Annotated in this window: 7 protein-coding genes; 5 read left to right on the top strand and 2 right to left on the bottom strand. The window is 72.6% G+C overall.

Annotation, left to right across the window (positions count from 1 at the left end):
* Nucleotides 1-76: 76 nt before the first annotated feature.
* Entirely contained in the window at nt 77-1,666 is a 1,590-nt protein-coding gene (locus ACZ4TG_RS19555) for an MFS transporter (protein ID WP_468164339.1), read from the bottom strand.
* 356 nt (nt 1,667-2,022) lie between these two features.
* Between ACZ4TG_RS19555 and ACZ4TG_RS19550 the strand changes: the two genes are divergently transcribed.
* Nucleotides 2,023-2,799 (top strand): ABC transporter ATP-binding protein, encoded by a 777-nt coding sequence (locus ACZ4TG_RS19550; RefSeq protein ID WP_468164337.1) that lies wholly within the window; start codon nt 2,023-2,025, stop codon nt 2,797-2,799.
* A complete protein-coding gene (locus ACZ4TG_RS19545; RefSeq protein WP_468164335.1) occupies nt 2,796-5,372 on the top strand; it encodes an ABC transporter permease in 2,577 nt (858 codons plus the stop codon). The genes ACZ4TG_RS19550 and ACZ4TG_RS19545 overlap by 4 nt, the downstream gene beginning before the upstream one ends.
* An 86-nt stretch (nt 5,373-5,458) precedes the next feature.
* On the opposite strand, the gene ACZ4TG_RS19540 is transcribed toward ACZ4TG_RS19545, so the two are convergent.
* Complete coding sequence (locus tag ACZ4TG_RS19540) at nt 5,459-6,865, bottom strand: DUF2079 domain-containing protein (RefSeq protein ID WP_468164333.1); 1,407 nt, start codon at nt 6,863-6,865, stop codon at nt 5,459-5,461.
* A 293-nt stretch (nt 6,866-7,158) separates the two neighbouring features.
* Here ACZ4TG_RS19540 and mfd point away from each other — a divergent pair, with 293 nt between their 5' ends.
* The 3 genes from mfd to ACZ4TG_RS19525 all read left to right on the top strand — a co-directional run bounded on the left by mfd (nt 7,159) and on the right by ACZ4TG_RS19525 (nt 13,017).
* Nucleotides 7,159-10,698 (top strand): transcription-repair coupling factor, encoded by a 3,540-nt coding sequence (gene mfd, locus ACZ4TG_RS19535; RefSeq protein WP_468164331.1) that lies wholly within the window; start codon nt 7,159-7,161, stop codon nt 10,696-10,698.
* Nucleotides 10,699-10,915: 217 nt separating this feature from the next.
* Entirely contained in the window at nt 10,916-11,506 is a 591-nt protein-coding gene (locus ACZ4TG_RS19530; RefSeq protein ID WP_468164329.1) for a hypothetical protein, read from the top strand.
* Nucleotides 11,503-13,017: a protein kinase domain-containing protein gene (locus ACZ4TG_RS19525; protein WP_468164326.1), complete on the top strand. Its 1,515-nt coding sequence runs from the start codon at nt 11,503-11,505 to the stop codon at nt 13,015-13,017. Before ACZ4TG_RS19530 ends, ACZ4TG_RS19525 begins: the two co-directional genes overlap by 4 nt.
* The last annotated feature ends 18 nt before the right edge of the window (nt 13,018-13,035 follow it).

Genomic DNA, 13,035 nt, shown 5'->3' with positions numbered 1-13,035 from the left:
GGCGTCAGTGGGTAGAGACATAACCCGCTCGCCCCGGTCATGACAACCAGGCCCCGTCCCGGCCGCCCGGCCGCCGCTACTCCTGCTCCGGCAGCACCGGGAACTTCCGCGGCGCCATGACCAGCAGCACCAGCAGCGCGGCCACCGCCGCCGCGGTCGCGCCGAGGAAGATGTGGTCCACCGCGGCGTCCACGGCCTCCCGCAGGTAGTCGGCGGCGGCCTGCGGGAGCAGCCCGGGCCGGTCGAGGGCCTTCGATACGTCGTCCAGGTGGTCCGGCAGCCCGGCCATGGGAGCGTCCGCCAGCCGGGCGGCGATGGTGGCGTTGGCGACGGCCCCCATCAATGCCGCTCCCACGCTCTGGCCGACCTGCCGGGAGAAGAGCACCGAGGCCGTCGTGGTGCCCCGTTCCGCCCAGCCCACCGTGGACTGGACCCCGACGATCAGCGGGAGCTGGAACAGCCCGAGCGCCCCGCCCAGCAGCAGCATGATCAGCGCGGGCTGCCACACCGAGCCGGGGTAGGGGAGCAGCGTGAAGGCGAGCAGCATCACGGCGGCCAGCCCCACCCCGACGGCGGCGCTGTTGCGGTGGCCGATGCGCCGGTAGACGTGCTGCGAGAAGGCGGCGGTGACGGGCCAGGTCAGGGTCATCGCGGAGGTGAGCAGCCCGGCGCCGACGGCCCCGAGGCCGAGCACGGTCTGGGCGTAGGTCGGCATGAACACCTGCGGGGCGACGATGAGCAGGCCGAGGGCGCCCATGGCGAGGTTGACGGCCGCGATGGTGCGCCGGCGCCAGACCCAGCCGGGCAGGATCGGTTCGGCGGCCCGGCGTTCCACCCGGACCACCACCGCGGCCAGGGCGGCGCTCGCGCCGAACAGGCCCAGCGAGGGCGGGGAGAGCCACGGCAAGGCGACTCCGCCCTGTACGAGGGCGAAGAGCAGCAGCCCGCCGCAGGCGAAGATGCCGACGGCGCCCGCCCAGTCGACGGGGCCCCGGCGGCCGGGGGACCGTACGGGCTCGACGAGGTGGCGGGCGATGAACCACAGGGCCACGGCGGCCGGCGGCAGGTTCACGAGGAAGATCCACCGCCAGTCCGCGTACGTGGCGATCGCCCCGCCGACCGCCGGGCCGGCCAGTGCGGACACGGCCCAGACCGCGGACATCCGGGCCTGTATGCGGGGGCGTTCCTTTCCCGGGTAGAGGTCGGCGGCGAGGGTCTGGACGGTGCCCTGGAGGGCGCCGCCGCCCAGGCCCTGGAGGATCCGGAAGCCGATGAGGGCGGCCATGTTCCAGGCGGCCGCGCACAGCAGGGAGCCGAGCAGGAAGAGGGCTATGCCGAGGAGGAGCACGGGCTTGCGGCCGTAGGTGTCGGACAGCTTGCCGTAGACGGGGAGCGTGACGGTGGTGGCGAGGACGTAGCCGGAGAAGATCCAGGAGAAGACGGAGAAGCCGCCGAGGTCGCCGACGATCTGGGGGACGGCGGTGGAGACGATGGCGGCGTCGAGGGCGACGAGGCTCATGGTCAGCATCAGGGAGGCGACGACGGCGGTCCTGGGCCGTCCGGGCGGCGGGGGCGCGGTGTCGGGGAGGCCCGTCGCGGAGGCTTCGCCGGCCGCGGCGGCCGGGCCCTCTCCGAGGGGTGCGTCCGCGCTCTCCCCCAAGCCCATCGAATCTCCTTCACCGTGCACGCATCTGCGGGGAACACCTTCTCACCGAGGTGTTTCCGGCGGTATCCCTCATGGCGGGTACTCCGAAGGATGGACATCCCCTAGGGGTTCCTCAGCACTAGGGCCCAGGGGTCTTTCGTCCCGGCGGAGGAGGTAGAAGGTCCCGGCGCGTCCTTAACTTGTTCATACGAGCGGGGCGCGGGGGTGGGGATAACCCCCGGACGGATACGGCGATGGGCACCAGGGCGCCGAAAGCCCCCCGCACCACAGACTTCACCACGGCGATCCACGCGGACCGACGCGGACCGATGCGGGCACACACGCCACTGACGAGGAGAAACACCGTGACAACGGCTATGACCGAAACCAGGCACGGGGGTACTGGAGGGCATGAAGCCGTCGCGGCCCGGGCACGCAAGGTGGTCAAGGCGTACGGGGCGGGCGAGACCCGTGTCGTGGCCCTCGACGAGGTGGACGTGGACATCCGCCGCGGCCAGTTCACCGCGATCATGGGTCCGTCCGGCTCCGGCAAGTCCACGCTGATGCACTGCCTCGCGGGTCTGGACACGGTGACGAGCGGTCAGATCTTCCTCGACGACACCGAGATCACCGGCCTGAAGGACAAGAAGCTCACCCAGCTGCGCCGCGACCGCATCGGTTTCATCTTCCAGGCGTTCAACCTGCTGCCGACGCTCAACGCCCTGGAGAACATCACGCTCCCCATGGACATAGCGGGCCGCAAGCCCGACGCGCAGTGGCTGGACCGGGTCGTGGAGACGGTGGGCCTCGCGGGCCGCCTCAAGCACCGCCCGACCGAGCTCTCCGGCGGCCAGCAGCAGCGCGTGGCGGTAGCCCGCGCGCTCGCCGCCCGCCCGCAGATCATCTTCGGCGACGAGCCGACCGGAAACCTCGACTCCCGGGCCGGCGCCGAGGTCCTCGGCTTCCTGCGCCAGTCGGTGGACGAGCTGGGCCAGACCATCGTCATGGTCACGCACGACCCGGTCGCCGCCTCCTACGCGGACCGCGTCATCTTCCTGGCCGACGGCCGGATCGTCGACGAGATGTTCAACCCGAGCGCCGACCAGGTGCTCGACCGGATGAAGGACTTCGACGCACGCGGGCGGACCTCGTGACCGTGATGAAGACGGCGCGGCGCAACTTCGTCGCGCACAAGGGAAGGATGGCGCTCTCCGCCATCGCCGTCCTGCTGTCCGTGGCCTTCGTCTGCGGCACGCTGGTGTTCACGGACACCATGAACACCACCTTCGACAAGCTGTTCGCCGTCACCAACTCCGATGTGACGGTCAGCCCCAAGGCGGCCGAGGCGGGGGACGAGACCCCCGACAGGGGCAAGCCCGAGACGCTGAACGGCTCGCTCGTCGAGCAGGTCAAGAAGGCCGAGGGCGTGAAGTCCGCCGAGGGCGGCGTCGTCTCGATGTCCGTCACGGTCGTCAACACCAAGAACGAGAACCTCGGCTCGACCACCGGCGCCCCGACCATCGCGGGCAGCTGGACCGAGAACGAGCTCAAGTCCATGAAGATCACCTCGGGTAACGCCCCGCGGGGCCCGACCGAGGTGATGATCGACGCCGACACCGCCGAGAAGCACCACCTGAAGCTCGGTGACGAGATCCGCACCATCGCGGTCACCGGCGACAACCGGGCCAAGATCAGCGGTATCGCCTCCTTCACCGTGACCAACCCGGGCGCGACCGTCGTCTACTTCGACACCGCGACCTCCCAGCAGTTCCTGCTCGGCGACCCCGGCGCGTTCACCCACATCAACGTCGTCGCCAAGGACGGGGTGAGCGACGAGCAGCTCAAGCAGCACGTCGCCACCGCGGTGGGCGCCGACACGTACAAGCTCCAGACGGCGAAGGAAGCCGCGGACGCCAACCGCAAGGACGTCGGCTCCTTCCTGGACGTCATGAAGTACGTGATGCTCGGCTTCGCCGGGATCGCCTTCCTGGTCGGCATCTTCCTGATCTTCAACACCTTCTCGATGCTGGTCGCCCAGCGCACCCGCGAGATCGGCCTGATGCGCGCCATCGGCGCCGACCGGCGGCAGATCAACCGGTCCGTCCTCCTGGAGGCCTTCCTCCTCGGGCTCGTCGGCTCCGTCCTCGGTGTCGCCGCCGGTGTGGGCCTGGCCGTCGCCCTGATGAAGCTCATGGGCCAGATGGGCATGGAGCTGTCCACCGACGACCTGACCATCGCCTGGACCACCCCGGTCCTCGGCCTGGTCCTCGGCGTGGCCGTCACCGTCGTCGCCGCCTACGTCCCGGGCCGCCGGGCCGGCAAGGTCTCCCCGATGGCCGCCCTGCGCGACGCCGGCAGCCCCGGCGACAAGAAGGCCGGCCGGATCCGGGCCGCCCTCGGCCTGGTCCTCACCGCAACCGGCGGCGCGGCCCTGTACCTCGCCGGCGCCGCCGAGAAGGCCGGACCGGGATCCATGTGGCTGGGCCTGGGTGTCGTCCTGACGCTGATCGGGTTCATCGTGATCGGCCCGCTGCTCGCGGGTGTCGTGGTCCGGGCGCTGTCCGCCCCGGTGCTGCGGCCCTTCGGCTCCGTCGGCCGGCTCGCCGAGCGCAACGCCCTGCGCAACCCGCGCCGCACCGGTGCCACCGCCGCGGCGCTGATGATCGGCCTGGCGCTGGTCGCCTGCCTGTCGGTGGTCGGCTCCTCGATGGTGGCCTCGGCCACCGACGAGCTCGACCGGACGGTCGGCGCGGACTACATCGTCGATTCCTCGGCCATGCAGCCGGTCGTGCCGCAGGCCGAGCAGGCCATGCGCGCCGTCAAGGGCCTCGACCACGTCACCGCCTACCGCAAGGTCACCGCGAAGATCACCGCCCCGGACGGGTCCAGCGCGCAGAGCGACCTGAGCGCCACCGACCCGACCTATGCCCAGGACCTGCGCCGCAAGACGCTCGCCGGCCGGCACGAGGACGCGTACGCGCCGGGCGCCATGTCGGTCGGCTCGCTCTACGCCGAGGAGCACCACGTCAAGGTCGGCGACGAGCTGACGGTCGCCTTCACCGGAGGCAGGACCGCCAGGCTGAAGGTCGCCGCGATCACCTCGGACGAGGGCAACATCGACAAGGGCGTGAAGTACATCAGCACCGCCACCGCCGAGGCCAACATCCCGGCCGAGGAGCTGGCACGCCCCTTCATGCTGATGGGCACCGCCAAGGCCGGCCAGGCCGACGCCGCGTACGGCGAGCTCAAGGCGGCGCTCGCCGGGTACCCGCAGTACACGGTGCGCAACCAGACCGACTACAAGCAGAACCTCAAGGACCAGGTCGGCCAGCTGCTGAACATGGTCTACGGGCTCCTCGCCCTCGCGATCATCGTCGCCGTCCTGGGTGTGGTGAACACCCTGGCCCTCTCGGTGGTCGAGCGGACCCGTGAGATCGGCCTGATGCGCGCCATCGGCCTCTCCCGCCGCCAGCTGCGCCGCATGATCCGCCTGGAGTCGGTGGTCATCGCCCTCTTCGGTGCACTGCTCGGCCTCGGCCTGGGCATGGGCTGGGGCGCCACCGCCCAGCAGCTGCTCGCCCTCCAGGGCCTGAAGGTGCTGGAGATCCCGTGGCCGACGATCCTCGGCGTGTTCGCCGGATCGGCCCTGGTGGGCCTGTTCGCCGCACTGGTCCCGGCCTTCCGGGCGGGGCGGATGAACGTACTGAACGCGATCGCCACCGACTAGCTCGGCAGCGGTTGTCACGGGGGTACGCCGGCCCCGGCCGTCCGAGAGGACGGCCGGGGCCGGCGTCGTGCGCGGGGGGCGAGCGGTCAGTACCGCTGGAGGAGGACGATCCCGTCGGCGTCGCCGACCAGGCGGAACCGGGCGTCCGGGTGCAGCCACCGGGCGTAGCCGAGCGGGTCCTGCCCGGCCCACCCGGCGGAGCCGTCGAAGACGAGGAAGGCCGGCCGCTGCCCGCGCGCGTCCCCGATCCAGAACACCCGGCAGCGTGAGGTCAGCCGGCTCAGCGGGGTGGTGTCGGCCTCGACGGTCGAGCCGTCCGGGATGCGGGCGAGGAGCCGCTCGACTTCGGTGACCCGCGCGGGCCGCTCGTACGCGGACGCGTGCCGCAGCCGCTCCAGCGGCAGGACGGTCATGCTCAGCGCGAGGGCGACCGCGAGGAGGGCGCCGGGCAGCTGGAGGGCGCAGGCGCGCAGCCACGGGCGGGGGCTGCGCGCGGTGGCGTCGAGGGCGTCGGTGAGGGCGAGGGCGACGACCGGCATCAGGACGGCGCTGTAGTGCCAGCCGGTGGACCAGTGGAGGCTGTCGCCCGACAGGAACCGCCAGCCGAGGGTGGGGGCGGCGACCAGCAGCAGCGGGGAGCGCAGCGCCAGCAGCCCGGTGGTGGGGACGAGGACCCAGCCCAGGGTCTCCAGCTTGGCGGCGAGCCCGTCGAGGGGGGCCGCGCCGCCGACCTTGTCCCAGTAGGCGTAGCCGCTGCCGAAGGCCGGGATGACGACGGTGAGCACCAGTACGGCGGCCACGACGGCCCCCGCCGCCACCCCGAGCGCGGCCCGGGCGGCCCGCGGGTCGGTGCGCCGGGCCCGCCAGGCGACCACCGCGGCCAGGGCCGCCAGGGTGAACCCGAGGTCCTCCTTGACCAGCAGCAGCGGCAGCCCCCACAGCAGGGCGGCCCGCCACCGCCGCGCGAGCAGCGCTTCGAGGGCGAAGGCGAGCAGGGGCACGGCGAAGCAGATCTCGTGGAAGTCGGCCTCGACGGCCCGCTGGAGGCCCCAGGCCAGCCCGTACGCCGCCCCGAGCGCGAGCCCCCGGACCCTTCCGAGCAGCCGGGCCGAGGCCCGGGTGACGGGCACGGCGGACACCGCGAAGAGGGCGGCCTGGACGACGAGCAGGGTCACGGGGCCGGGGAACAGCCGGTACAGGGGGGCGATCAGGGCGATGACGGGGCTGAAGTGATCGCCCAGGATGTTGGCCCCGGGCCCCTTGAGATCGACCACCGGCGCCTGGAAGTGCGCGTACGCCCGTACGGCCTGCTCGAAGATCCCCAGGTCCCAGGAGGCGGGGTCCATCCGCCGGTACCGGGATACGGACAGCACGGTGTAGGCGGCGAACAGCAGGGCGGCGAGCACGTACGGTCCGGGCCACCGGCGGTGCGGCGGGCCGGTCCCCGGCCGCGGGCCGGCGGTGGCCGGGCGGGTTGTCGCGCCACTCGTCACGGACTCGTGCTCCCTCGGCCGGTCGGAAGGACGGCACGGCGGGATGATCAGTACGAAAACATCGTAGGACGGTCGTACGGGTCACGCGTGGCGAGGCGGCGACTTGCAGGGGGCGGTGCGGAGGCGGGGGGCGGTGGGGGACCGGCGGGGCCGGTAGGAGAGCCGGGTCACTCCCCGGAGTGACGGCAATCCCCCGCGCGGCCGAGGGTGCCGCGTCGTAGGGTGGGAACCCCCGGCCCGTTCTCGTGTCGGGCCCTTCGCGTTGCCCCTCCACCGGACGGAAAGCCTCCTTCATGAGCCTGCACGGACTGCTCGACGCCGTCACCCGGGACCCCGCCCTCGCCGAGGCGGTCGCGGCGGCCGGTGACGGCAACCGGATGCATGTGGACCTCGTCGGCCCGGCCGCCGCGCGGCCCTTCGCGATCGCCGCGCTGGCCCGCAGCACCGGGCGGACCGTGCTCGCGGTGACCGCCACCGGGCGGGAGGCGGAGGACCTGGCCGCCGCGCTGCGCTCGATGATGCCGCCGGGCCGGCAGGACACGGTGGCGGAGTACCCGTCCTGGGAGACGCTGCCGCACGAGCGGCTCTCGCCGCGCAGCGACACCGTGGGCCGCCGCCTCGCGGTGCTGCGCCGGCTGACGCACCCGAGCGCGGACGACCCGGCCGCCGGGCCCGTGTCGGTGGTCGTCGCGCCGATCCGGTCGGTGCTCCAGCCGCAGGTCAAGGGGCTGGGGGAGCTGGTTCCGGTGAGCCTGCGGCAGGGTGAGAACGCCGATCTGGGGCAGGTCACCGAGGCGCTGGCCGCCGCCGCGTACGCGCGGGTGGAGCTGGTGGAGAAGCGCGGGGAGTTCGCCGTGCGCGGCGGCATCCTCGACGTGTTCCCGCCCACCGAGGAGCACCCGCTGCGCGTGGAGTTCTGGGGTGACGACGTCGAGGAGATCCGCTACTTCAAGGTCGCCGACCAGCGCTCCCTGGAGATCGCGGAGCACGGGCTGTGGGCCCCGCCCTGCCGTGAGCTGCTGCTGACCGAGCAGGTGCGGGAGCGGGCCGCGGCGCTCGCCGAGCAGCACCCGGAGCTCGGGGAACTGCTGAACAAGATCGCCGAGGGGATCGCGGTGGAGGGCATGGAGTCCCTCGCCCCGGTCCTGGTCGACGACATGGAACTGCTGATCGACGTACTGCCGGCCGGGGCGATGGCCGTGGTCTGCGACCCGGAGCGGGTGCGGACCCGGGCGGCCGACCTGGTCGCGACGAGCCAGGAGTTCCTGATGGCCTCCTGGGCGGCCACCGCGGGCGGCGGTGAGGCCCCCATCGACGTCGGCGCGGCCTCGCTGCGCGGCATCGCGGACGTCCGCGAACACGCCCGCGAGCTCGGCATGATGTGGTGGTCGGTCTCCCCCTTCGCCGCCGACGAGGTGACCGGCGGGGACACCCTCACGCTGGGCATGCACGCCCCCGAGGCGTACCGGGGCGACACGGCCCGGGCGCTCGCCGACACCAAGGGCTGGATCGCCGACGGCTGGCACACCGTCTACCTCACCGAGGGCCACGGCCCGGCCGCCCGTACCGTCGAGGTGCTCGGCGGCGAGGGCATCGCGGCCCGGCTGGAGGCCGACCTGCACACGCTGGAGCCCGGCATCGTCCAGGTGGCGTGCGGCTCGGTCGACAACGGGTTCGTGCACCCGGGGCTGGGGCTCGCCGTCCTGACCGAGACCGACCTGACGGGGCAGCGCACCGCCAGCAAGGACCTCGGCCGGATGCCGACCCGGCGCCGCAAGACGATCGATCCGCTGACCCTGGAGGTCGGCGACTACATCGTGCACGAGCAGCACGGCGTGGGCCGCTACATCGAGATGGTCCAGCGGACGGTGCAGGGCGCCACCCGCGAGTACCTCCTCGTCGAGTACGCGCCGGCCAAGCGCGGCCAGCCCGGCGACCGGCTGTACATCCCCACCGACCAGCTGGAGCAGGTCACCAAGTACGTCGGCGGCGAGGCCCCCACCCTGCACCGGCTGGGCGGCGCCGACTGGACCAAGACCAAGGCGCGGGCGAAGAAGGCCGTCAAGGAGATCGCCGCCGACCTGATCAAGCTCTACAGCGCCCGGATGGCGGCCCCCGGCCACACCTTCGGGCCGGACACCCCCTGGCAGCGCGAGCTGGAGGACGCGTTCCCGTACGCGGAGACGCCCGACCAGCTCACCACGATCGCCGAGGTCAAGGAGGACATGGAGAAGTCGGTCCCGATGGACCGGCTGATCTGCGGCGACGTCGGTTACGGCAAGACCGAGATCGCGGTGCGCGCCGCCTTCAAGGCGGTGCAGGACGGCAAGCAGGTCGCCGTCCTCGTGCCCACCACCCTGCTGGTGCAGCAGCACTTCGGGACCTTCTCCGAGCGGTACGCGCAGTTCCCCGTCAACGTGCGGGCGCTGTCCCGCTTCCAGACCGAGACGGAGTCGAAGGCGACGCTGGAGGGCCTGCGCGAGGGCTCGGTCGACATCGTCATCGGCACCCACCGGCTGTTCTCGCAGGAGACGAAGTTCAAGGACCTGGGCCTGGTCATCGTCGACGAGGAGCAGCGGTTCGGCGTCGAGCACAAGGAGCAGCTGAAGAAGCTCCGCGCCAACGTGGACGTGCTGACGATGTCCGCGACCCCGATCCCGCGCACCCTGGAGATGGCGGTGACCGGCATCCGCGAGATGTCGACGATCACCACCCCGCCGGAGGAGCGCCACCCGGTGCTGACCTTCGTCGGCCCGTACGAGGAGAAGCAGATCGGCGCGGCCATCCGTCGCGAGCTGCTGCGCGAGGGGCAGTGCTTCTACATCCACAACCGGGTCGAGTCCATCGACCGGGCGGCGGCCAAACTGCGTGAGATCGTGCCCGAGGCGCGGATCGCGACGGCGCACGGCCAGATGTCCGAACAGGCCCTGGAGCAGGTCGTGGTGGACTTCTGGGAGAAGAAGTTCGACGTCCTCGTCTCGACCACGATCGTCGAGTCCGGCATCGACATCTCCAACGCCAACACCCTCATCGTGGAGCGCGGCGACAACTTCGGCCTCTCCCAGCTGCACCAGCTGCGCGGCCGGGTGGGCCGCAGCCGCGAGCGCGGGTACGCGTACTTCCTCTACCCGCCGGAGAAGCCGCTGACCGAGACCGCGCACGAGCGGCTCGCGACGATCGCCCAGCACACCGAGATGGGCGCCGGCATGTACGTGGCGATGAAGGACCTGGAGATCCGCGGCGCGGGCAACCTGCTGGGCGGCGAGCAGTCCGGCCACATCGCGGGCGTGGGCTTCGACCTCTACATCCGGATGGTCGGCGAGGCGGTGGCCGACTACCGCGCCGCTGTCGAGGGCGGGGTGGAGGAGGAGCCGCCGCTGGAGGTCAAGATCGAGCTGCCGGTCGACGCGCACGTGCCGCACGACTACGCGCCCGGCGAGCGGCTGCGCCTGCAGGCGTACCGGTCGATCGCGGCCGCCAACTCCGAGGCCGACATCAAGGCCGTACGGGAGGAGCTCACCGACCGCTACGGCAAGCTGCCGGAGCCGGTGGAGAACCTGCTGATGGTGGCGGGCCTGCGGATGCTGGCGCGGGCCTGCGGGGTCGGGGACATCACCCTCCAGGGGCCCAACATCCGCTTCGGGCCGGTGGAGTTGCGGGAGTCGCAGGAGCTGCGGCTCAAGCGGCTGTACCCGGGGTCGGTGCTCAAGCCGGCCGCCTCGCAGGTGCTGATCCCGCGGCCGAAGACGGCGAGGGTCGGCGGCAAGCCGCTGGTCGGGCGGGAACTGCTGGCCTGGACCGGAGAATTCCTCACGACGATCCTCGACTCGTAGCCCTCTGGCGGCGGGGGCCGGGCGGGGCGGAAGGGGCCCAGTGCTGCGACCCTGCAACGGTTGCGGCCATCCCCTCACTGACTGCGGACAACGCTGTATACGCTCTGTCCCGAAACCCGTCGTCTTTTTTCCGCACGGCCCGTCAGGAGCAGCGATGCACGGCCCCGGCTTCCCGCCGCAGCATGGCCACCCAGGTCCCCGTCCCAACAACGGGAGCGTGGTGACGCTGCGCGTGCTGTTCGCGTTGCTGCCCCTGCTGACCTGCGGGTTCTTCGCCTGGGGCACGATGCTTCGGCTCGCGCTGGTCACCCGTAAGGCGCGGGACTGGGCGCTGCTGGTCCTCAGCGGTGTGCTCGCGGTCGCGTGGATCGTCTTCATCGAGCTCGACCCGACGGAGGACACCAGCGGCTGGCAGGGCAACCTGGGCGCCGGCGGCAGCATCTTCACCGGCTTCGCGACGTGCGTGTACTTCCTCGTCGTGGACATAAGGCACCACGAGAACCGGGGCGCCGTCGTCCCGCAGGGCCAGTGGTACCCCGCTCCCGCGCCGTACGCGCCGCCGCAGCAGACGCCCGCGCCCGGTTACGGGTACCCGCCGGCGGCCCAGACGGCGACCCCGGTCCCGGGCCAGGCGCCCGCCGTTCCGCCGCACGCGACCCCGCCGCCGCGGATCGGCCAGGTCCGCGCCGAACTCGACGAGCTGAGCGAACTGCTGCGCCAGCAGCCGCCGCAGCCGAACCGGCCCCCGCAGCCCGGCGGTCCCTACCAGGACCCGAACCGGACCGCGATCCAGGACCCGAACCAGTGACCGACCGGCTCATCGGGGACCGCTACCAGCTCGCCACCATCCTGGGCCAGGGCGGCATGGGGCAGGTGTGGACGGCGTACGACCGCAGGCTGGACCGCCGCGTCGCCGTCAAACTGCTGCGCCCCGACAAGGTGGCCGGCCCGGGCACGGTCGCCGAGGAGCTGCGCCGCCGGTTCGTGCGCGAATGCCGCGTCACGGCCCAGGTGGACCACCCCGGGCTGGTCACGGTCCACGACGCGGGAAACGACGGGGACGAGCTCTACCTGGTCATGGGCTACGTCGAGGGCTCCGACCTCGCCGACCACCTCGCCGAGCACACCCCGTACCCCTGGCAGTGGGCGGTGGCCGTCGCCGCCCAGCTGTGCTCGGTGCTGTCCGCCGTGCACGCGGTGCCGATCGTGCACCGCGACCTGAAGCCGCGCAACGTGATGGTCCGCCCCGACGGCACCGTCCTGGTCCTCGACCTCGGCGTGGCCTCCGTGATGGACACCGACACCACGCGCCTCACCAGCACCGGCACCCCCATCGGCAGCCCGGCGTACATGGCGCCCGAGCAGGCCATGAGCGGCGCGGTCGGCCCGTACACCGACCTCTACGCGCTCGGCGTGCTGCTGTACGAACTCCTCAGCGGCAACGTGCCCTTCGCCGGATCCACCGCCCTGGGGGTGCTCCACCGCCACCTCTACGAACCCCCCGCCCCGATCCGCGGGCAGCGCCCGGAGATCCCGGCGGAGCTGGAGGCGCTCCTGATGCGCCTGCTCGCCAAGGACCCGCAGGACCGCCCCGACTCCGCGCAGGCCGTCTACGAGGCCCTCGCACCGATGCTCCCCGGCAGCGGCAGCCGGACCCCGGCCGGCCCGCTCGACCCCACCCGGCCCTTCCTGCGCCCGCACGCCCCGTGGCCGGACCGGGCCGCGGTGATCCCCCCGCAGCCCACCTCCCCGCCCACCCCGGCGCCCGCGCGGCCGGACATCCCCGGCGCCGTGGACGAGGCCCGCACGCTCCTGGACCAGGGCCGGCTCACCCAGGCCGTGGACATCCTCGGCGGCATCCTGCCGGCGGCCGCGGCGCAGCACGGCGAGCACTCGCCGGTGGTCCGCTCGCTGCGCAAGCAGTACGCGGCCACGCTGATGGACGACGGCCAGTACCGGCGGGCGCTGCCCGAACTGCGCCGCCTCGCGGACGAGTTCCCGGCCGGGGACACCCAGTCGCTGCGCTTCCGCTACGACGCGGCCCAGTGCCTGGAACAGCTCGGGGAACCGGCGGCGGCGCTCGCCGAGTACCGCTCCCTGCTGCCGCTGTTCGAGAACCACTACGCCAACCCGGACCCGGGCCTGCCCCTGGAGGTCCGCCGCCGGATAGCCCACCTGCTGCTGTCCCTCGGCGACCGCCCGGCGGCGCACGACACCCTGGTCCGCCTCCTCTTCGACGCGGACCGCCTGCACGGCCCGAACCACCCCCTCCCGGTGGACATCCGCCGCACCCTCCACTGGCTCGGCCAGGTCCGCTGACGCGCCGCGCGCGGCCGG

This window comes from Streptomyces sp. NPDC028314 (assembly GCF_055565795.1).
This window is presented reverse-complemented; position numbering and strand designations above follow the sequence as displayed.

Bases quoted from the DNA above. Each gene is read 5' to 3' on its own strand.
- ACZ4TG_RS19555 (WP_468164339.1), bottom strand. From the start codon at position 1,666: ATGGGCTTGGGGGAGAGCGCGGACGCACCCCTCGGAGAGGGCCCGGCC.
- mfd (WP_468164331.1), top strand. From the start codon at position 7,159: ATGAGCCTGCACGGACTGCTCGACGCCGTCACCCGGGACCCCGCCCTC.
- ACZ4TG_RS19550 (WP_468164337.1), top strand. From the start codon at position 2,023: ATGACCGAAACCAGGCACGGGGGTACTGGAGGGCATGAAGCCGTCGCG.